Origin of the sequence: Flavobacterium sp. FlaQc-30 (assembly GCF_044005885.1) — a bacterium.
GTDB lineage: Bacteria > Bacteroidota > Bacteroidia > Flavobacteriales > Flavobacteriaceae > Flavobacterium.
In genome coordinates this window covers 162,677-184,423 of sequence record NZ_JBIPCO010000005.1, presented here as the reverse complement: position 1 = coordinate 184,423, position 21,747 = coordinate 162,677, and the positions used below count along the sequence as shown (strand labels likewise).

General features: G+C 35.5%; 13 protein-coding genes. 3 read left to right on the top strand and 10 right to left on the bottom strand.

Features of this window, described 5'->3' with window-relative positions; all coding sequences use genetic code 11:
- Positions 1 to 107: 107 nt before the first annotated feature.
- The 6 genes from ACHRV0_RS13020 to ACHRV0_RS12995 form a co-directional block, all read right to left on the bottom strand.
- Positions 108 to 1,310 carry a DGQHR domain-containing protein gene (locus tag ACHRV0_RS13020; protein ID WP_395441132.1) on the bottom strand — a complete coding sequence of 401 codons (1,203 nt, stop codon included), beginning with the start codon at positions 1,308 to 1,310 and terminating at the stop codon, positions 108 to 110.
- A 12-nt stretch (positions 1,311 to 1,322) separates the two neighbouring features.
- Complete coding sequence (locus tag ACHRV0_RS13015) at positions 1,323 to 1,748, bottom strand: hypothetical protein (RefSeq protein WP_395441131.1); 426 nt, start codon at positions 1,746 to 1,748, stop codon at positions 1,323 to 1,325.
- A 23-nt stretch (positions 1,749 to 1,771) separates the two neighbouring features.
- Entirely contained in the window at positions 1,772 to 6,937 is a 5,166-nt protein-coding gene (dptH, locus tag ACHRV0_RS13010) for a DNA phosphorothioation-dependent restriction protein DptH (RefSeq protein ID WP_395441130.1), read from the bottom strand.
- A complete protein-coding gene (gene dptG, locus ACHRV0_RS13005; RefSeq protein ID WP_395441129.1) occupies positions 6,918 to 8,387 on the bottom strand; it encodes a DNA phosphorothioation-dependent restriction protein DptG in 1,470 nt (489 codons plus the stop codon). The genes dptH and dptG overlap by 20 nt, the downstream gene beginning before the upstream one ends.
- Positions 8,384 to 10,129 (bottom strand): DNA phosphorothioation-dependent restriction protein DptF, encoded by a 1,746-nt coding sequence (gene dptF, locus ACHRV0_RS13000; protein WP_395441128.1) that lies wholly within the window; start codon positions 10,127 to 10,129, stop codon positions 8,384 to 8,386. The genes dptG and dptF overlap by 4 nt, the downstream gene beginning before the upstream one ends.
- A 138-nt stretch (positions 10,130 to 10,267) precedes the next feature.
- Positions 10,268 to 10,594 (bottom strand): hypothetical protein, encoded by a 327-nt coding sequence (locus ACHRV0_RS12995; RefSeq protein ID WP_395441127.1) that lies wholly within the window; start codon positions 10,592 to 10,594, stop codon positions 10,268 to 10,270.
- A gap of 575 nt (positions 10,595 to 11,169) precedes the next feature.
- On the opposite strand from ACHRV0_RS12995, the gene ACHRV0_RS12990 reads away from it, so the two are divergent.
- The 3 genes from ACHRV0_RS12990 (at position 11,170) to ACHRV0_RS12980 (ending at position 18,247) form a co-directional block, all read left to right on the top strand.
- A complete protein-coding gene (locus ACHRV0_RS12990; RefSeq protein ID WP_395441126.1) occupies positions 11,170 to 14,196 on the top strand; it encodes a SusC/RagA family TonB-linked outer membrane protein in 3,027 nt (1,008 codons plus the stop codon).
- A 16-nt stretch (positions 14,197 to 14,212) separates the two neighbouring features.
- Positions 14,213 to 15,631 carry a RagB/SusD family nutrient uptake outer membrane protein gene (locus ACHRV0_RS12985; RefSeq protein ID WP_395441125.1) on the top strand — a complete coding sequence of 473 codons (1,419 nt, stop codon included), beginning with the start codon at positions 14,213 to 14,215 and terminating at the stop codon, positions 15,629 to 15,631.
- A gap of 114 nt (positions 15,632 to 15,745) precedes the next feature.
- Entirely contained in the window at positions 15,746 to 18,247 is a 2,502-nt protein-coding gene (locus ACHRV0_RS12980; RefSeq protein ID WP_395441124.1) for a prolyl oligopeptidase family serine peptidase, read from the top strand.
- Between the two features lie 62 nt (positions 18,248 to 18,309).
- Here the strand turns inward: ACHRV0_RS12980 and ACHRV0_RS12975 are convergent, their stop codons facing one another.
- From ACHRV0_RS12975 to ACHRV0_RS12960, 4 genes are all read right to left on the bottom strand, one after another.
- Entirely contained in the window at positions 18,310 to 18,579 is a 270-nt protein-coding gene (locus ACHRV0_RS12975) for a hypothetical protein (RefSeq protein ID WP_276173400.1), read from the bottom strand.
- A gap of 98 nt (positions 18,580 to 18,677) precedes the next feature.
- Positions 18,678 to 20,168 (bottom strand): MauE/DoxX family redox-associated membrane protein, encoded by a 1,491-nt coding sequence (locus tag ACHRV0_RS12970; RefSeq protein ID WP_395441123.1) that lies wholly within the window; start codon positions 20,166 to 20,168, stop codon positions 18,678 to 18,680.
- 79 nt (positions 20,169 to 20,247) lie between these two features.
- Positions 20,248 to 21,192 carry a helix-turn-helix domain-containing protein gene (locus tag ACHRV0_RS12965; protein ID WP_395441122.1) on the bottom strand — a complete coding sequence of 315 codons (945 nt, stop codon included), beginning with the start codon at positions 21,190 to 21,192 and terminating at the stop codon, positions 20,248 to 20,250.
- Between the two features lie 44 nt (positions 21,193 to 21,236).
- Positions 21,237 to 21,620 (bottom strand): hypothetical protein, encoded by a 384-nt coding sequence (locus tag ACHRV0_RS12960; RefSeq protein ID WP_395441121.1) that lies wholly within the window; start codon positions 21,618 to 21,620, stop codon positions 21,237 to 21,239.
- Positions 21,621 to 21,747: the final 127 nt, after the last annotated feature.

Here is a 21,747-nt window from a genome sequence, read left to right as displayed (position 1 = left end):
CGCAAATATTTTACATGTCAAATCTTCAAACTATTTAACCTTCATTATTATATTAATTCGCACCGATTCTAATCCCAATCAAACTTGTTTTTAAAATATCAAAAAAATTATTTAATTAATCTTAAAATTTCTTTTTTATCATTTTCATTTTGTATTTGATCAATTGATTTTAATTTGTTTAATATAAAAATAACATTTCTCATTCGTGTTTTTCCTATTCCTGAAACTTGAAAGTAGTTATCAGTAAAATCAACGTGAGATATCGAATCAATAATCTCTCTACTCCATTTTTTATTTACTTTTAAAGATTCTTTTAAAACGTCAAATAAAACCTGAATCCCGATTGTTTTTTTTAAATAAGAATTACTTCCAGTTTTTGACCAAATTTTTTCATCAACAACACTAAAAAAGCTTGAAACCACATTCTCAATAAAATCATCCTTATAATTTAAAAACTCATCTCTAAGAGGACTATTGTCTTTTATATTTTTCAGCATTTTTCTATCTCTACCATAAAAAATTTTTTTGTTCATCATTTCTATTCTGTCTCTTTTATAATTAGAAGAAATCAAACTTAAGATTCCTTCAATCATTGCAGAAGTAGAAATTAACCAATTTGATTTGTTTAATTTTATAAAATCTTCGTTATCATAAATTGGAGCCAACTTTATTAAAGAATACAAAGGCGACTTTTTATCAAAATTTAATTTCCTTACTATATTCGCTGCCAACTTTTCTGGTGTCCAAGACTCTTTGTCTTCTTTCTCAATAAAATAGCCAAATTGTTCCAAAGCTAAACTTTTGTCAACCTTTTTTTGATTTCCATTTATGGTTGCAAATAAGTACGCTTGATATGGATTTGGTAAATCGAAAAATATTGAACATAATAATTCCATTTCTAGTCTTGATTCATCTTTTATATAGTTAAATCCATTTAATCTATGTTGTCCATCGATAATTGATGCTGATTTTATATTTCCAGGAAATTCTAAAAAATATTCACCATCTTCACTTATCAATTCCCAACGATTATTTATATCTTCAATTATAGAGCCATCTTCATTATTATTAACAGAAAGTATTATACTATTAGGAAATGTCATTTCTGCGGTATCTATATATTTACCTATCTCGCTCAGCCTTTTCTCATTAATTGGCCTTTGATTCCCTTTTAAAGTGCCATCTTCAGACAAATATGTTAATGGCTCAGAGAATGAAATTGTCTTTAAAATACTTGCCTTTATACTAATTACAAAAAAATTACCTAAAGGCTGGGAAACTTTTAAAGCTCTTAATTTTATCTTTTCCATTTTTATTTTTATTTAATTACCTAATGCACCTGTACCGAAAAATTCATCTTTATTAGCTAAAAACCACATTCTCCAAGAAACGAAACATCCAATAAGACTTAAAATAATCGGAAGCCAATAGCACCAAAATTTTGATTCAAGTGTGACTATATAATTTATGACTAATACATAAACAATTGATCCAATTATATAACCAATGTGATCAAATAGTTTACTCATAAAATTTTCAGAACCATCAGATGAATTAATTATTAAAGTATAGATTGAGGTAACAAGAATCGAAATTGAATAGGTAACAATATTAAATACCGTTTCATCAAGAATTAGTATATTGTTGCTTTTCTGAAATATTCTAACAATAATGGGCATATAAATCCCTAACATTCCGAAGAAGACTATCGCCCAGAAAAAATATTTATTTTTTATTGTCTTTTTCATTAAAATTCATTTTTAATTATGTTCTATAATTCCCAAAACGCTTTGTCTTTAACGAGAATAGGCCCTGAACCTGCTAAGTTTACAATACTTTGATGTTTCTCTAATCCTTTAATAGTTTTGACAAGGTTTTCACGCTGTTGCTTGGTTTCCAGCGAAAACAGTGAATCTATTTCTTTAATTTTTATTTCATTTACTCGATGAATTACCCAGGTCAAAATATAATTTGAGTACTCATTTTCACTAGTAGCAAAATGATTTAAGAATTGTGTCGAAAGAATGGTTCCAACCCCAAATTCTCGACCTTCTTTCAATATTTTTCGAATGGAGGTAAAATTTTTGCTTAAGAAATTATCCGCTTCATCTACTAGTATCATTTTCTTAATCTCACGACTATGCCCATTTATAGCACTATGCCCGTGACGCTGCATTTGCGTGTAGAAAGCATCCAAGGTTATTGCAACAATTAAATTCTGGATAGATTCATCATATCCGGATAAATTGATGACTACGACACCTTCAACTAAAGAATAGAGCGATTTTGTCTTGGCTGAATCAGGCTCAAATATTTCAAACTCCGAGAGATTAGAAATGGCAGAATACAAGCTATCTTGTGAATAATTCTCGCTGCGTAAGTATACATTGCAAACATCGGCTAATGTTGGCGGGATTCTTGTCCAAGTCTGTTTACTTGCTTTTTGTATTCCTTTATCTTCATACGCTTCAACAATTACATCTCTCAATCTTTGCTTTTGGACATTACCCAGATTAAAAGCGCTGGAAATAGTTTCTTTTAAATCATTGGCTGTATGAAGCGGAAGCATTGGTTTTGAGTGCTCTCCAGCTTCTAAAGACAATGGATTATATGGCAGATGATACGGTTCAAATACCTTTGCATTAGTTTTGCTTACAAAATCTTCTTTTATGTAATCTCCCTTATAGTCAAAAATTAAAATGCCGAGTTTTTCACGTCCTATATTCCTGTTTGAATTATCGTTTAATTGCGCAATAAGGGATTTTGTAAACTGTGTCTTTCCTGTACCCATCGTACCAATAATGCCTGTATTGGTGTGCATCACCTTATCAGTGTTGTTCGGCTCCCAGATTACGCTTTTTCCACTATTGAGATCAGTGCCAAAAATAATTTCAATCCCTTCTCCACTATTGTAATATGAAATTAAGTCATCTGCTTGATCATTATACTCATGAGTTTCTACAGACTCATCTTCAATAGGATCATTTTTGTCTAATTCAACATTCTCTTGAATAAAGGGTTTCACAGCTGTAAACACCTCCAGGCTGGCATTGGAAAAAGTATTGGCTAATAGGCTATTTTTATCAATAGTTGTCTCTGTTTCGTGAAAAAGATGGATTAGATCATCAATAGATTCTACAAGAAAGTTATATCCATCAGCTTCTTGAAAATCAACTTTCATATATTCATCCGTAATGGTTATTTGTCGCTTGAAAACATCATTCCCGAAGTGGATTAATCCGAAAGTTCCAATAGCTGAATTTAATCGGTTGCTGATAGTAAAATTGTTGTTTAAAAGATTGCTACGGTAATTTTCAGTGATTAAATTCCAATTTTGATTATCCCAAACATGAAATAGCTGCATTTTCTCAGCGTTTGTCAATGCTATTTTTGCAAAGAAATTTTTATAAAACTTACTTAAAAAACCTCCTTTATTGAGATGTTCATAGAGCAGGTGGAAAGTTTTTTTCCCTTGATCCATGCCTTTTTTGACAATTCCCAGTCCTCCTATTTTAAGTTCAATAGGGTATAAATGCATCAATAGCTCGCCTTCGAGTTCCTCTAAACCAACAAATAACAAATCATCGCTGAAGGATCCCACCGCGCCAAGATTTTTAGCTGAAAACAGCCCTTCCCCCATATTTAGCCCTGCATTCCCTGAAACTCTTAAAATTTCTTCCAAAGAGATTGGAATCCAAACAATATTGGGATGATAGAGAAATGCCAATGAAGTTTTAATCCCTGATAAAAGGCTTAATTTTTCTCTAGGAAATTGGCTATGCTGGCGAATTAATTTTAATAACCATTCTCCATTGATTGCATTGAAAAAATTAATAATATTAATGGTGTCGGTAGACGCATCAAAATCAACAGCATGCTTTTCTAAAAATTCTTTGACTACAAATTCATACTGGCTAGTTTTTCTACTGACTGTAATAGCATCGTATCCATTGGAATTATTATATTGATCGCTGTAATGAATAATTACCAAATCCTGATTTTCCTTGAAAAAGTCCAAATCAACCTTAGGATCAATATAAGTTACCCACTGTGAATCAATATATAATTGTTCTAATTGTTCTTTTACATCATAATTGATGGTTGTACAAAGCGCTTTATTATGTTCATAAGGGTCCCCATTAGAGGCTACTCTCACAAAAGCATTGAACAAAAGGGAAAGATTAATCAAAGGAGTTGGATTGTCTGGAAAATCTAAAATTCCAAAGCCGGTCCTGTAGTTTTGAGCTCGAGGTGTTGAAGAGACATCAGCCATTAATCCATTAAAGGAAATGCCTGTTTTTACCATACTCATTTCATCATAAGACCTTTCAGTTTTAGTCACATCAAACTGATAAAACGTAATATGTGCATATTCATACTTCTCTGATTTTTTAGGTTGCTTTTTGGTATAAAACTTTACTCGATCAAGAAAAATATTTAAAAGATCCTCTTTTTCAAAGTTTTTTGTTTTTAATTCTATCTGTAGATGCTTTTCAATGTCATCGACACTTTCATAAAAAGTTAGCTCTTCAAACTTGGTAACCAATTTTTCTGATCCATAAATACTGACTTCAACAGGCAGAAGATCATTTAGCTTTTTACTTAAATCATTATTTAGGTATTTTCTGTAATATTCGAATATGCCATTTACAACTTCTCTGCAATCACCAAGGTTTATCACATTGATTTTTATTGGAGATTTTTTTGACTGATCAAAAAGGATTCCAAAATTAGTGGTAAAATCTTTTATTTTATCATTGACCAGACTCGACACAAAACTTTTCGGAACTGCTTGTTCAGAATTTAAATACACTGTATAATACAGCCATTCTGGAGAATGACTTGATTCAATCGGTATATAAATTTCATTTCTTTTTCCTTCAATGTAAGGAATCAAATTATAAGGACTTAAACGCTTTAAAACAGCATTATAAATCTCTTCATTATTTAAATCCTCGTTTAATTGAAGCTGATAAGCTACATTAAGCGGATGCAAAGGGCTGAACTTGATTTTTTCCTCTCCATTCTGTTCTTTGACAACACCAAGCCACAAGAGATTCTTTTCTCTAAGGGATAGAGATTTGTTTTCTTCCAATTGCTCTAACTGTTTTATAAAACAATTTATATATTCTAATGCTATTTGTCTAACCTCTTTATTCAGATAAGCTAAACTAGGCTGGGTTTGTTTCGATTTGTAATAAGATCTAAGCTTGTCAAAAGCGGACTTTACATCATCATTTAATTCTATTTCATTATTATAAATGGCATTTTCAGTTCCTAAAAACCACGAATAACCTCCAGAATTTATTATTTGCTCTTCCTGAATCAAGTTATTTCTAAATTCGCCGCTTACTGTTTTTTCGTTATTTTTAAACAATAACTTTATTGTAGCACCTTCCTTTATATATTTAAAATCAAGGCCATTAACCCTTTTTTCCTTCCAAACATCCAGTCCCGTAATTGGCTTAGGCACCTCAAAATCTGTTTTTATAGCAATTGGAATTACAATATCAAACAAATCAACGTTGAAATGAATCAGATCTTCCTGAGCCAGTGAATAGTCATAGTTTAGGATCAATTTTTGATCTTTTGCCGATTTGAATGTTGTATTTAAACTTAAGGTCTCTACCTGAGGCATTTCTGCTTCAGGATTAAAAATTAAAGATGAACTCTCCTTTATTTGAAGATAAGAATTTGATTTTTGAATGTTAAGTTGAAAATAACCTTCAAATTGGGAAAGGATATTTGATTTAAATGGCAGATGCAAAATTTTGATAACGTACCTTTTCTCTGTTTCCGAATCTCTATATTCAACTAAACTAAATAAATTGCTGGCATCAAATTCCTTAAATTCAATTACTATACTGTATCCACTATTGGTAACGGCAATATTTTTAGAACCTTCTTTAATATTAATCCCATCCTTTTTTATAAACTGGTCATATTTTACGCTTATTTTGAAAGGAAGCTCCAAAGATGGATTGAATACTATTAGATTTAGACTGCGTTTTTTAGACACCGAATCACCATCTGCTTTCAACCAGACAGTTTGAAGTAGATTATCTCCTTCTATATTCTGAAATACAGGTGGTGTTTTTTGCCTTTCCTTATCCATCCACTTTACGATTTCAGAATAATCAAAATCGCGCCAGTCTTCCTTTATAATTCTCGCTAGGGCAGCTTCTGGCAAATCTTGCTCCAAATCAGAAACAGGATTTCCATTTAAAAAAATGTTTTCAAATTTTTCAAAAAGATTAAAATTACTTATCAAGTCTTTTGAAATATCCCCATTCTTACTACTTAATTCTTGCTGATGAAAGAGCCCTAAAAGGCGATAATCCTTTTCATTGATAGTACCTTTTTCTAATGAATTGATAACTTGTTCATAATCAAAAATGGAATTATTGTCTTCAACAACACTTTTGTTTTTTCTATCTAATACCGCCCTTAATATTGATTTCTCAAATTTTTTTAAAGTCGTATTGTGTTCGATATCCAGCTCTATTTGATTTTTAAATCTTGAATTATGCAATGGCATTCCTTCCTTTATCAAACTCCCACTGCCTCCTAATAAGCTATCCAGTTTTCCGCTAAATAAAATCAATATTGCCGTTCCTTCAAAAATATCATTTTGATCTGCTACTTTATTTCTGAGCATTGTAAAATAATCTTCAGAGGCAAAAACGCTTGAAGCAATGATTACTCTGGTTTCTTCAAACACCATACTAAAGGTACTGTATTCTTGGCCACCTTCTGGATGCACATAGAAAAACGGTTCAATAGAAACTGCTGAACTGGACTTTAAGGCCTCATATAGGAATTCAATATCCTTGTTTTCCTCTAGATATATATTGAAACGATCTCCAGGCTGAATTTTATTAGTTTTAAAATATGCTATTATTAAATTCGAAACATACTTATATAGTTGACTTGACATATTGGGCATCTCCGCTATCACTTTTTTTCTCTATTAAATTAATTTTTTCAAACAATTTGGTAATTTCAAGTTTCGTCATCTCATCAAATAAAATACCGCGATCTCTAAATTTATCCCATAATGTTTTTAGCGTGATTTTCTCTTCCGTGCCAATGCACACTCTTGTTAAAAACAGTAAGAGTTCTTGAGACAAAACTGTTGTATTTCCCATTCGGCCCCTATTCTTAGTATAATTTAAACTTCCTAATTGATAAAACCATTTCCCATATTTTACATCTGCATTTTTACGATCAGTATTCATAAATTGATAATTTATGGTATACCAAAGCCTATAGATTTCTTTGCTTACTGGACTATCAAAAATCTTTGTTGCAGTACTTAGGCTTAAATGTTTTTCGCACTCTTCCCAACTGCCGGTTTTTAGAGAAATATTGGTCCTATAAAATAAAACTAGTTCATTTAAACAATCGTCAAACCTTTCTTTTTCCTCATTATTTAATGCGTCATAAACAGTTACAATATCATTATAGCTGCCAAGAGGCTTATCATCAATATGTATATAATTTAAAAACTCTAAAGTATTTACATGTGCAAATATGAATGGCGAATAGTTCTTTAACTGTTTCCAGCCAATGGTGTGGTTTGATAATCTTGACTCTGATAAAGTCTCCCAATCCATTGTAAAATAAATGGGCTTGATTTTTTTTAATCCATTGCCATAGCTGTTAAAATTGATTACCAATTGGCTTAAATACTGAAAATAGTAGTATTTAAAAAAATCTTCAATATGTTTTAATAAGTACGTATTATTGGTTTTTAAAAAATCAAAATCTCTTAAAAATAGATCTTTCAGTTCGGGAAATAAATTACAATATGATGAAACTTTTGATTTATTAACTGAATCTGGCAATTCTGGGAGGCTTTGAAGTATTAACTGATGCAATAAGTTTTCACCGTCAGTAGCTTCAAGCAAATCGGCATGATTAAAATCATCACTTAAAAAGACATCAAAAATAAACTTTGAAACCTCTTTAATAGCATTATCCGAATTGATAAAATTCATATAAGATAAGGTCTTGATATTAAATTTTACCAAACCGGATTCTTCATCAAAAAAAAGTTTGCTCAGCATATTTTTAAACTCGGCGACATTTTCAGTTTCAACCATCTCGATCGCATTTTTTAAGATGCTTTCTTTAAGTCCAACTTTAAATGAGCCATCGGTTTTGTCTGCACTAATTTGATGTTTGGAATTAAAAATTCGAAACAATTCTCCTATCACTCCTTGAAACGATTTAAAATCATCAGTGAAATTGTCGCCACTTGGATTAGTTTTGAATGGCAATAATTTTATTTGATTCCCTGTATAATGTCCTCTGAATTCTTTATTCTTAGTGAGATATATAGAATCCAAGCCATTGCTTCCGCTTTTCTTTAACTCTATCTTCATTTTGTTAATTGAAATTTATAACCACCAAATGTATCTTTTGAAAACTTGTAGTCAACTGGTTTTCCTATATTTACTTCATCAATATATAATGAGGCTTTATTGTTGTTTTGATTGATTAAGGTATTAATAGAATTAACAAAATAAACATAATTATTATTATCCTTTTTATTAGGCCTATAGCCCTGTGAAATCATTCTCAGTATTTTAAACAAACTGAAATCCACATGTATTTTTACAAAGTCTGTCTCATTGTTAATTTTAAAAGACAATGAAAATTCTTGAGTAAATTTATTAATTAGCTCTTCCTTCTTTTCTTTTATTGGCTTCACATTTGGAATTACTTCAAAATCTTTAAATACTCTAAACTGAGTCTGTTTTTTGCCTACATTAATAATAACTTTCCCATTAGTTTTCGGGTCTCCATTCCAATTCCTAACTGCGTTTTCGACAAGACTATATATCTTTTTCAAACAATTAACATTGTGATTATTGTAATGAAACAGCCAAATTAGATATTCATCATAATCAAAATCTTTTAAATAATCATTTTCGAAGAAATTGCTGAAGTAATTTAATCTAATAAAAAAGCGAGACAATTCGAGCTTTGAAATTGCGGCCGTATTTAGTTTTGTCATTATTTTTTCAAAATAGTCATCTTCAATATGCTTCGAGAAAACATCAAATGTATTCTCTGCATTTATTAAAGTCAATAAAACATTATCAGTTTTTACATCCCTATTGTTGCAAGGATCTAAATGTTCAATTTTTTCAAACAAGCTGGATAATTCCGGATGCTCAAATAAATAGTTTGGAATTAAATTGGATAAATACTCAGAACAATTTATCCTTTCCATTTTTTTTAGATAATCCGTTTCTACAAAAACTGAAAGATCAACAGGAACAATAATATCATAGACATAATTTAATAATGTACGAATTGAGATAATTTCTTTTCCCTTGATTATTGCCTTGATAATAAGCTGTGTTATAATATTTCTATTATTTTCTTTAAAAAGAAATTCATAGTTATATAGTATTGGGCAGTAAAAGGTAGTTGCACTTGAAGCTTTATATTCTAAGTATGCCTTGTATATGGTGTTTGCTTCATCATTAGAAATTATTTTTTCAAAAAGAGTAGATATGATCTTAGAAACTGGTCCGTTTTCAGTTAATGAATACATATGATAATCTGTAAAATTCACATGATGAAAATTACTTTTGTTATCAAATTCATCATCATGAATTATATCAGAGTCCAAAATTTTACTTGAGATAATATATGCTTTTAGGCTGTTAAACTCATCTCCAAACTCTTCTATAAACTTGCTCAAAGTACCCAAATTGATTGCAAGGATGATTTTATCTTTCGACTCAGCGATTGTATCATCTTTAAACCCTTGCAATAATTTATACAATGTTTCATTGGATGATTCATTAGGGTTATGGGACTCTGTTGCATCATTATGAATTGTAAAATTAGAAATGATATCATTTAATTCATCATGCAGATAGGACAAAACATGCGATTTCCCATCACCAACATTCCCGCAAACCAAGACTAACTGTGCGTGATTGCATGTGTTGCTTAAAATGATTCTATCTTTTAGTTTTTTTTCGACATCCCTCTCGATATGCAAATATTTTTTAAAGCTGTCTAAATCACGTTTGTCTCCCTGTGCAATTGCGTGGCGGGAAGATTCCTTAAGCTTTCTAAGCTCTTTTATAAATGGGTTATTTATCATTGTAGCAAGTTTTCAATCAAACAACAAATTCATTTTTCACCATGAATTTCTTGGAGAGTAGAAAAAAATCATTAAGTTATTGTAATTTAATTTTGGGGTTAGCATTTCAAAATCCTTCTGGAAATGACATTTTATAAACTATACTATATCCTTAGATTTCGCTACAAAATCATCATTGATTTTTGAACCATGCTTTTCTTCAATTAGTCTAAAAAAATCTGAGAGAGAAATCTTCTTATAAAAACACATTATCGCCAAAGTTGACATAGGAATTCTATATCCATCCACATCTTTTATTTTGGTTAATATATGCCTGTGGACTCCCAATTCTTTACTCTGTTTATTAATTGATTTTTTATTGTCAATCCAATTACTAGAAATAAAATTGCATACAAACTTATCAAGTAAAAATACCTTACTTGCTTCTTGTATTATTTCCCTATCTCTGCTTTTCTTAGCCATCATAACAAAAAAAGAAATTATTTACAAATATTTTTGTCACGATAGTGACAGTTTTGTGATATTTTAGTATATTTGCAATTGATTATATATATTTGCGATACTTCATACAAAATTTTTGAAGCATTCGCTTTGAATCTTGCACTAGAAAAAACTGGACACTTTTTCAAACGCGCGCAAGAAGATAAGTGTAAATGCTCACGCCATAAATGGCGTGGGCTCACTTATGCGCGCAAGGTCGTCCAGTAAATCCTTCTAGTGTATAAGTTGAGAACACCCCACGCCTCCTTTTTTGGATATATCTCAACTTCTCAAAGCTACTTCTGGTTTTTATAAAGATTTGCATATAGCAACAACTTTAAATTTAATTACATAGAAAAAGGATTGACCGTTCCTATCATAGAAACAGAAATATTACTTCCAATCCTTTATCTTTTAAAACAAATGCCTATGAAACAATCAAATTGAGTCACATTTAAGATCTCAATTTTATAAAAAAATGGCCCTCTGCAGTAGCGACTAAACTTTAGCAGAGGACCTTAGCTAATCAAACATCCATTTAACTAACCAATCCCAATATTATGAATTATTTTTCATTTTACAAGGATGGGAAAGCGGTTTATTGCCTATTATTTACTGGCTTTCTGCTGTCTTTCTCCCATTCAATTGCTGGAAATCTAAAACGGCATTTCAAATCTATTTCCCAACAGCATCAGGTTCAGGGCACTGTCACCGATGGCACCAACCCCCTGCCCGGTGTAACACTTGCAATTAAAAGCAAAAAAAATAATGCGGCTATTTCAGACTACAACGGACAGTACACGATTGCCACTGCACCTAATGACACTCTCGTAGTATCTTATATAGGTTTTAAAACTGCCTTGGTACCAATTCAGGGACGTTCATCTCTAAATATCATTTTATCATACGACACCACTACCTTGCAGGAGGTCCGAATCAATGCGGGATACTACTCGGTCAAAGAAAGCGAACGCACAGGTAGCATAGCCAAAATCACATCGAAAGACATTGAAAAACAGCCCGTATCCAATGTGCTGGCCACAATGCAGGGACGCATGGCGGGGGTCGATATAATACAGGATTCGGGAACCCCGGGCACAGGCTTTCAGATTAAAATCAGGGGAATGAACAGTCTGCGAGAAGATGGAAACCAGCCTTTGTATATTATCGACGGCGTCCCTTATTCTTCAGACGCAATAGGATACAGTAATACCAATTCGGGAGTTCCAACCTCGACAGGGCCTTTAAACAGCATCAATCCAAATGACATTGAAAGCATAGAGGTGCTAAAAGATGCGGATGCCACTTCCATTTATGGATCTCGGGGAGCAAACGGAGTGGTCTTAATCACAACCAAAAAAGGAAAAGCGGGAAAAACTAGCTTTACGCTTAACGCCTCAACCGGTGCGGGATGGGTAACTGCAATGGTTCCTCTAATGAATACATCTGAATATCTTGAAATGAGAAGACAGGCTTTTGCCAATGATGGGATTACCTCCTATCCAGCTGCAGCTTATGACATTAACGGCACTTGGGATCAGAACAGGTACACCGACTGGCAGAAAGAGCTGTTGGGAGGAACCTCAGCTATAACCAACCTGCAGGCTTCCATTACGGGAGGCTCTGATCTAACCCAGTTTCTTTTAAGCGGCACCTACAGAACTGAAACAACTGTCCTGCCTGAAGATTTCGGATATGACAAAGGAGCTGTCCATTTCAACATGAACCACAGCAGCGAGGACAAAAGATTCAAACTTACTTTCTCAGCAGGCTACACCTTTCAAAATAACGTGCAGCCTGGAACCGATCTTACCCGCATTGCCAGAACACTGGCTCCAAATGCTCCCGCATTGTATGACAGTCAGGGAAATCTGAATTTTGAAAACAACACCTTCAGAAACCCTCTTGCACAGCTGCGGGGAGTCAATATTGGCAAGATAAATGATCTGGTGGCTAACGCAGTGCTTAGTTACAGCATCACACCACATTTGGAAATAAAGGCTAATCTAGGTTTCACAGATCTGAAAAATTCGGAGCAGCGTCTGCTGCCTTCCACTATGAACAACCCGGCACTAAACATCGGAAGCAGCAGATCATCCATCTATACCAACCTTACAGCAAGACAGTCTTGGATAATGGAGCCTCAAATTCGCTGGTTCCATGATTTTGAAGACAGCTCTATAGATCTTCTGATTGGCGGTACTGCGCAGCATCAGTCCACATCAAGACTTTACCAGTCTGGCAGAGGCTTTGCAAGCAACAGTCAGATTACTGATCTCTCTGCAGCCGTTACCAAATCTATCCTTGTAAACGATGAAATTCTTTATAAATATCAGGCATTCTTTGGAAGAGTGAATTACAATTTCAAAGAGAAATACATCCTGAATCTGACTGCAAGAAGAGACGGCTCCAGCAGATTTGGTCCAGGCAGACAATTTGCCACTTTTGGAGCCGCTGGCGCAGCGTGGCTGTTTTCCAAAGAAGATTTTATCAAGGAAGACTCTTTTTTGAGTTTTGGCAAATTGCGTGCAAGCTACGGAACCACAGGAAGCGACCAAATCGGAGATTATCAGTTTCTGGACACCTACACAAGCTCTGGAAGCGCATACAATGGTGTAGTAGGCATGGATCCCACAAGGCTTTTCAATCCAAATTTCAGCTGGGAAATAAATAGAAAATTAGAAATAGCGCTTGAGACCGGATTTTTCCACGACAGATTATTCTTTACTGCAGCAGGATACAGAAACAGGTCTTCCAACCAGCTGGTCGGCATACCGCTCCCTGCAACGACAGGATTCAGTTCTGTAAGCGCAAATCTGGATGCCGTTGTTGAAAATTCGGGCCTTGAATTTACTCTCCGCACAATTAATTTCAACAACCCTAATTTTAAATGGTCTACCAATTTCAATGTCACTGTGGCCAGAAATAGGCTTGTTTCATTTCCTGGGTTGGAAGGCTCAACTTACTCAAACAGATATGTTATCGGCAAACCAACAACAATAGCAAAGACCTATCAGTTTAATGGTGTCAATCCATCAACAGGAAACTATGAGTTTGCAGATTTAAACAAGGATGGAATAATTTCCATTGAAGACCGTCAGACTGTAGTTGATCTTACACCCGAATTTTATGGGGGACTGCAAAATACTGTCCAGTATAAACGCCTGCAGCTGGACTTCCTTTTCCAGTTTGTAAAACAGCTGAATTATGATTACAGCTCTTATGTTCCCGGCGGGAGTTTTATAAACCAGCCGCAAGATATGGTTCATGCATGGAATAATCAGGGAGATATTACGCCTTATCAGATCAATACATCAGGACAGAACAGTGCTGCTGTAAATGCGTATTATAATTACTCAGACAGTAATGCGGGCATTGTCGATGCTTCCTATATCCGCCTGAAAAATATTTCCCTTAGCTATGATCTGCCATTGGAGACAATTAAAGGAGTGCAGTGCAGGCTATCGCTTCAAGGGCAGAACCTGCTCACTTTCACGCCATACAAAAATGGAGATCCAGAATTTAGATTTAGCGGATATCTGCCTCCTTTACAAATATTTACTGCCGGCGTTCAGCTGACTTTCTAACTTAATAACCAGAACCATGAAAAATAGCATAGAAGTTCTGCAGACTGGTTTCTGCAAAAAAAGCAATAGATTTTTAATGCTGGTGCTATCAGCCGTCTTAACATTCATTTTTTTTAGCTCCTGCGATAATTTTGTCGAAGTAGACCTGCCTAAATCCCAGCTGACCTCAGATGCCGCCTTTGAGGATGCTGAAACAGCAAATGCAGCAATGGCGGGATTGTACACGAAACTGAGAATGAACGGCATTCTTGCTGGCAGTACAACGGGCCTGTCCTCTATGCTTGGCCTCTACGCAGACGAATTCAATTACTACCAGCCCAACAGCGTCAGCAATTTATTCAATAACAGTCTTACTGCAGGAACTCCTCAGGTAAGTGATATTTGGAATCAGAGCTACAATCAGATTTACGTTGCAAACAGCATCATTGAAGGTATCCAAAAATCCGCAGCCTTAACGCAGGATCAAAAGAATCAGCTGATGGGTGAATCGCTGTTTGTAAGAGCTATTCTCCATTTTACCCTAACAGGCATTTACGGTGATATTCCTTATGTAACCACAACAGATTATACAATTAACAGCAAAATCTCAAAAGTGACGACAGGCCAGATATATCAGAACGCTCTTGAAGATCTAAAAAGAGCAGCAGACCATCTGCCTGAGAAATATATATCAAATGAGAGAATAAGGCCTAATCGAAGTGCTGCCAAAGCCCTGCTTGCAAGACTTTATCTTTATATGAAATTATATCCCGAAGCCTCTGCCGCCGCATCTTCAGTAATCAATAACCCTTTGTATAAAAAGGAAAGCAATCTTGACAGGATATTTCTGAAAGGCAGCACAGAAACAATCTGGCAGCTGATGCCTGGAACTGCTGGCGCCAATACGCAGGAAGGCGACCTCTACATCTTTAAGGTGGGTCCTCCGCCTATTGTAGGCTTGAGAGAAGAATTCATCAATTCATTTGAGCCGGAAGATAAAAGAAAGACCCAGTGGACTGCAATGGTGACCAACGGCGCTCAAAGGTGGCATTATGCCTATAAGTACAAGCAGGACCAGCCTACTTCCAGCTCACTGGAATATTCCGTTGTGCTTCGTCTGGCTGAACAGTATCTGATACGTTCAGAAGCTAGAGCTAATCAGGGAGATCTTACAGGAGCAAAAGAAGATCTGAACATCATCAGATATGCTGCAGGCCTTTCAAATACCGCCGCAATTTCTTCCGAAGATATTATAGCCGATATTTTGCAGCAGCGCCGTTTTGAACTGTTTACCGAATTTGGCCAAAGGTTCTTTGACCTTAAGCGCTTTGGAAAACTAGATGAAGCCTTGTCTCCTTTAAAACCCGGCTGGAATGCCAATGACCGGCTCTGGCCGATTCCTGTTTTGGAATTAAATTCAAATCCAAACTTGAATCCGCAGAATCAGGGCTATTAGAAATAAGTAAAGAAATTCAATTCGATGCGAAACCATTTTAGAATTTTTATTTTGAATTTGTTGAATTTGTGGATTTTGCCATCTGCCTGTCCCTGTATGGGACAGGCGAGGCAAATGACGCAAGCCACAGAAGGAGATTATAGCCGCTGGGGTACGCTGGAGCTGAAAAGCATATCAGAGAAAGGAAAATGGATAAGCTTTGAAATGCGGTACGAAAGTGCAGTGGATACATTGTTTCTCTGCAATACCTCCACAAATAAGACCTACCCATTTCCAAAAGGAAAAGACGGAAAGTTTGCAGGAGAAGCTATATTTGCTTTTCTAGATGCTAAATCCAATCTAAGGCTCTTCAATCTCACTTCTCTAACAACAGCAGTATTGAAAGATGTGGCCAGCTACGAGCTGCCTTTAAAAGGCAAATTCATCGTAACTGCTTCCACTGGAAGTAAAGATAAATTGCTCACCTTATACAATGGTAATGGAAAAACTCTAGATACCATTAGCGGCATCACGGAGTATGTAATGAATTCTCACAGTGAAGATTTGCTTTACATAGCCAAAAAAAATAATTTTTACGAAAGCGGCATTATCCATTTCGGCAATTATCAGAAAGTCTTGATTACTGAAAAAAGCCCTTATAGGCTTTTTAAACCCACTTGGCAGGACAGTAATGTTGCGTTTCTTTCAGTAATGGACTCGGTAAGTAATAAAACAGGGCTATACTATTACAGAGCTGGAGATAGCCGGCTATTTTCATTTAATTTAAATGATAAGAAACTTGGTGCAGACCTGATCATCAATTCCAAGCTGCCTCTTCAGATTTCTAAAGACGGAAAAAAAGTTTTCTTCATGCTAATCCGAAACAAGTCTTCAAATTCCCAAAAAACAGATGCAACAGTTGAAGTATGGAACGGGAATGATAAATCGCTTTATCCTGCAAGGAACAAGATGCAAAATGGAGCAGAAAGTCCGAAAAAAGCGGTCTGGTTCCCTGAAACTGATTCCTTTTTTAAGCTGAATGAAGAAGGGCATTTTACCTTTGGAATAACCGGAAGACAGGATTTTGCCGTCATCTTCGATAAAAACCCTTATGGGCTTCAAGATAAATATTATGAGGAAGCAGATTTTTACATAAAACAATTAAGAAGCGATAGCACAATCCAATTTTTAAAAAAGCAGTCCATAGATCCTGCGCAGATGAAATTCGACCCTTCCAGTAACAGGATTCTATATTACCGCGAGAAAAACTGGTGGATCTTTAATCCGATTGACAGACAGCACATTAACCTCACAGAAAATACACAAATTTCTTGGGACAACGATTCCGAACCTTCAATTAGGAGCCAGTTCAGCGTTTACGGCTGCGCAGGATGGAGTATCGACGGAAAAAACATTCTGCTTTATGACCAGTATGATATATGGATGGCGGCAGCTGACGGATCATACATCAGACGATTGACAAAAGGACGCGAAAAGAATATTTCCTTTCGTCTAAATAATCCCACTCTAAATAAAACCTTCTCCATGGATGAAGATCTTATTTTTGAGAGTAGAAATATAAAAGACCATTCCACAGGATATCATTCTCTGAATTTTAAAGCAGGGGAAAAACTGATTGTACATGGGAGCAAAAAATTCGAACAGCTTCTGCAAAGCAAAAACCACTGCTTTGCCTATACATCCCAGACTTATAATAATCCTCCCCAACTTGAATTCAAAAAAAACGGTACTAATCAATCAATCCTATTTAAATCGAATCTGCATCAAAAAGAATACTTTTATGGAAAATCAGAAATGGTATACTGCCGTGACTCCGCAGGTGAAATGGTCAAGTCCGCAATGATTTATCCAGCAGGTTTCAATCCTTCTAAAAAATATCCGATGATTGTGTACATTTACGAAAACATGTCTGGTCTTGTAAATAATTACCAGAATCCTTCCCTGCAGAGCACTATTGGATTTAACATCACCAACTACTCTATTAATGGATATTTTGTGCTTCTGCCTGACATCATCTATAAAAAGGGTAATCCTGGAATATCAGCCTTAGAATCCGTAAAATCCGCCGTTAATGCTGTCCTGGAAAAAGGCTTTGTAGATAGGAAAAGGATCGGACTTTATGGGCATTCCTTCGGAGGATATGAGGCTAATTTCATTATTTCGCAGACAGGGCTATTTTCCGTAGCGGCATCTGGTGCCGGGATCAGCGACATTATAGGGTACTATTTCAACATCAGCAGAAATGGAATTGCACAGTCAGAGATGTGGCGATTTGAAAGCCAGCAGTATCGAATAGGAAACTCACTTTTTGAAAAAAAGGAAAACTATCTAAAAAATAATCCGCTTTTAAATGCCGATAAAATAAATACTCCTCTACTTCTTTGGTCAGGGAAGGAAGACCGCGTTGTCCCCTACACCCAAAGTGTGGCTTACTACCTCGCGCTTAGAAAGCTTAAAAAGCCAAGTGTAATGCTGATCTACCCTACAGAAGACCATAACCTTAAAAAAGCTTCAAATCAGGAAGACCTTAGCAGGAGGATTATGGAGTGGTTTGACTATTTTTTAAAAGATAAAAAAACGGCCGAATGGATTTCTTACGGAACTTCCAATGACTAGCCGGAAAAAAAATGCAGTTTCAATTTGAAACTGCATTATCTTTTGTTAATAATTTGATTCATCTAAAGGCGGCGCAATTGGACATTACAATCACTGTTTTCATTATCTTTTCCATAGGCCTCAAAAGAACCGCTGGTACATAATTGCCCGTTTCCTGGCTCACAATTTACAGTTACAGGCTCACAATCATCCTCTGCAGGATTGTGGATGTAAGCTTGAATCACTGCAGATGTTTTACTTTTTTCCGCATCAGCAGTGCTGGCTGCACCAGCGCTTGCTAGAGCAAATGCTGCCAATGGCAGAGCAAATGCTTTTAAAATTGTTGATTTCATAATATCTAAAATTTAATTATTTAATAGAGACCTACTCTTTTCTACAGGTTTTCGGTCAAGATCCTGCTACCGGCCGGTATATTTTTTATATTTTCTTACTAATAGATTATTGAATTGATTCTTTTGCCATATTCATACTTAAGCAGATAATGTCCTGAAATGGCATATAGCGCAGAGTCTGCCGCAAAAAAGCTTCCCATTTTGATATTCTGCGTCTGATCATAGACATAAAAACTAAGCACGTAAGTCTGTTTCGCAATATCGTAGACATCAATTACGGTTGCATTTTTCCATACCTTCTCATCTTCGTATCTTCCTCTAAGCATTGAATTGACAAAAAGCAATTTTCCGATTACAGAAGTGTTTCTGTTGACGGTATAGGGAGGCGCGCTTAATTTTATATCTCCAGACTTTTCTAATTTTACCACTTTTAACTTTGCGTGGACAGTAGTGTCTATGGTGCGCGGTCTAGCCTTAACTTTGAGATTATTCTCAGCAATGATATACTGGTTCCTGTAATAATAGGTGAATATTATCTTCTGCATTTTATCGCTGTACTGCAGTGTTCCGTCTGTGTCAAAAATTCCATCCTTTTGCTTTTGAAATACCTCATCACTATACTGAATATGTGGTGCTGGATAACCTATGCCATAACCCATGATATTCTCGCCTGATGGAGGCTTTTGAGTGCGGAAGGCAAACTGATTTGGATCAAGGAAAACAATACTGGAAAAATGGAACTTTCCCTCTGTAAGTACCGATGCCTTCCAGTTTGAAACCAGTCCTCTATAAATGACTGGCACGGTACCATCCATAACATAAAAATAAGGATAATGGATTCTAACCTCCACGGCTTTATAGCTATAGTTTTCCCTATTCAAGATAATGGTATGCTTAACGGTATATTTGAAATTCGAGTCTGTTTCAAGTATCTCAAGAGGAGCTTTCCAATTGCCAAGATAAATTTTATTACCATGAGCACCTGCAATATAATACGAATAATTTCGAAGATCAAGCATATTGGTCTTTGCAGCAGAAGCTTTGGGAAAACGTCTTATAAAGGGATTTTCCCTTTCCATTATATCCTCAGAAAAAACAAATAAAATAACCACCATGCCCGCACTGGCGATTGCAACTCCACAAAGTTTTAATAAAACTCCATTGTCTTTAGTGCTCAACTTAACAGCTGCCATTGCCATAAAAAGGAATGCGATATTAAAAACAAGATGCTGTCCCCATCCCATCTTCTCCAAAATACCCCCACAGGAGCAAGGTATGAATGAACTGAAATTAAGTATGATGATGATGTACGCCGTAAACATTGCCATTAATGCGGCAGCTAGCCAGAGTGCAAGATATTTAGCCTTTGGAACAGCCAGCAGAACTGAAATAATTATTTCTGCCATAATAACGCCTACTGATATAAAATTTGCAAATGGGCTTAAGAGCGGAGACTGCCCTATCTGGGCGCGGAAATTCTCAAAGTCCATCGCTTTGCTTACTGCGGCATATATAAAAAGCAGAATAAATAATGAGCAGACTGTTTCTACAAAATACTTCTTAAAAGTTGTCCCTAAACTGCGCTTCATGATTTTTCAATTTGATTTCAGATTGTAAAATTCTGAATTAAAACCTCATATCACTTGTAGTATCGGGAGCGATAATTATTCAGGAAGGATTAATGTCCCTTTCATAAAAAAGATTGCCAGTATTGTTTCGGCTTACTTCGTTAGGAGAGGTTCCAAATCGTTTCTTGAATGACTTTGAAAAGTTTGGATAGCTGTTAAAACCATTCATAAAAGAAATATTCTTCAAAGGAATATCGGTCTGTTCGATCATTAGGTATGCTCTTTTGAGCCTTTCCTCTGTATAAAACTTATAAATGCTTGTATGGAAGAAATATCTGAATCCATCTTTAAGCTTAAAATCATTTGTGCCAAAAAGCCTTGCCAGTTCCTTTACTGACGGCAGTGGCTCTGCCAAATTATCCAATACATAATCATAAACACGCTGCATCAGGCGCGCATCGGATTTTCTGAAATTATGATGCCTATGCTCTGCTATTTCGTGGGCCTCCGTACCAACTTCAGCAAGCTGGAGAAAAGGTGTTATGAAGCTGAGAACCGTAAAGTTGCCGTCCGATAATCTAGACACAGAACACTCCGCACTTACTATCAGCTTTTTGTATGTTAAAAAATTCAGTGTAATTATTTCGCCCGATAAAAGCATTTCTTCGAGCTCCCTTTTCTCGATATCTGACATATCCGAGAAATCATCCAGAAGGAATTCCTTAATTGGCCTATTGAGCATTTCTGCCGAATCATATCCCAAAATTTTCAATGCTCCTTGATTCACATCTTTTATCGAATGATTTTCATCTAAAATAAAAGTAGCGGGCGTCACCATCCTATGAGTAATGTAGGGGTTGACAAAACCCGAGTGGAAGGCAGACTCTTTGAGTTCTTCCGCAACCATATTGACCAGGACAACCAAAGTTTCAATTTCGTCATCGAAGCTGCTCAAAGGAATCTGGTTATTGAAATTGCCTCTTGCCATTTCAAACAACATCTTATGCATCGATACCATCCGCTGGCGGTTGTGAGGATTTTTCATTTGTACTGATTTATATATTCTATGACTGACTGTTTACGTCTGTCCTAAACGAAGTCCATTAGATAGTCCAGCGCCTCCTGCTCCACAATAAAAATTCGGGTAGGCACGGACGGTTTGTTGATTTCCACATAAAAAGTGCTCATAGTCATGGAAACATTCTCACTTCCTATCAGAGCTACTGCTTTTGCAAGAAGTGATCCAGACTTGGCTAGATAGTCCCTGGCCGCCTTGTCAATTGAGGCGATTCCCCTAGTATCGCAAAATATGGGAAGCTCCCTTTCATTTTGAAAAGCGATCCGGTCCGCAACCACGCGCATAGCAACCTGCAGATCTACTGCCGTATTGGGTTTGTATTCAAAAAAGAGGATTCCTTTTTCAATCCAGAACCTTGCATTTTGATTCTCAAAAGATTCATGTGTGGGGATCATGACCTATAATTTAAAACTGAAATTTAACAAAAATATAAAGATTTAGAAACATTTTAATTGTCAAATGTGGATTATTTCTTGCAAAACATGGTTACTTGTTGTCAAATCGGGAATTACCGTTGCTATA

Excerpts from the sequence above, each read along its gene's own strand:
- ACHRV0_RS13020 (WP_395441132.1), bottom strand. The coding sequence starts at position 1,310 with ATGGAAAAGATAAAATTAAGAGCTTTAAAAGTTTCCCAGCCTTTAGGT.
- ACHRV0_RS13015 (WP_395441131.1), bottom strand. The coding sequence starts at position 1,748 with ATGAAAAAGACAATAAAAAATAAATATTTTTTCTGGGCGATAGTCTTC.
- dptH (WP_395441130.1), bottom strand. The coding sequence starts at position 6,937 with ATGTCAAGTCAACTATATAAGTATGTTTCGAATTTAATAATAGCATAT.
- dptG (WP_395441129.1), bottom strand. The coding sequence starts at position 8,387 with ATGAAGATAGAGTTAAAGAAAAGCGGAAGCAATGGCTTGGATTCTATA.
- dptF (WP_395441128.1), bottom strand. The coding sequence starts at position 10,129 with ATGATAAATAACCCATTTATAAAAGAGCTTAGAAAGCTTAAGGAATCT.
- ACHRV0_RS12995 (WP_395441127.1), bottom strand. The coding sequence starts at position 10,594 with ATGATGGCTAAGAAAAGCAGAGATAGGGAAATAATACAAGAAGCAAGT.
- ACHRV0_RS12990 (WP_395441126.1), top strand. The coding sequence starts at position 11,170 with ATGAATTATTTTTCATTTTACAAGGATGGGAAAGCGGTTTATTGCCTA.
- ACHRV0_RS12985 (WP_395441125.1), top strand. The coding sequence starts at position 14,213 with ATGAAAAATAGCATAGAAGTTCTGCAGACTGGTTTCTGCAAAAAAAGC.
- ACHRV0_RS12980 (WP_395441124.1), top strand. The coding sequence starts at position 15,746 with ATGACGCAAGCCACAGAAGGAGATTATAGCCGCTGGGGTACGCTGGAG.
- ACHRV0_RS12975 (WP_276173400.1), bottom strand. The coding sequence starts at position 18,579 with ATGAAATCAACAATTTTAAAAGCATTTGCTCTGCCATTGGCAGCATTT.
- ACHRV0_RS12970 (WP_395441123.1), bottom strand. The coding sequence starts at position 20,168 with ATGAAGCGCAGTTTAGGGACAACTTTTAAGAAGTATTTTGTAGAAACA.
- ACHRV0_RS12965 (WP_395441122.1), bottom strand. The coding sequence starts at position 21,192 with ATGAAAAATCCTCACAACCGCCAGCGGATGGTATCGATGCATAAGATG.
- ACHRV0_RS12960 (WP_395441121.1), bottom strand. The coding sequence starts at position 21,620 with ATGATCCCCACACATGAATCTTTTGAGAATCAAAATGCAAGGTTCTGG.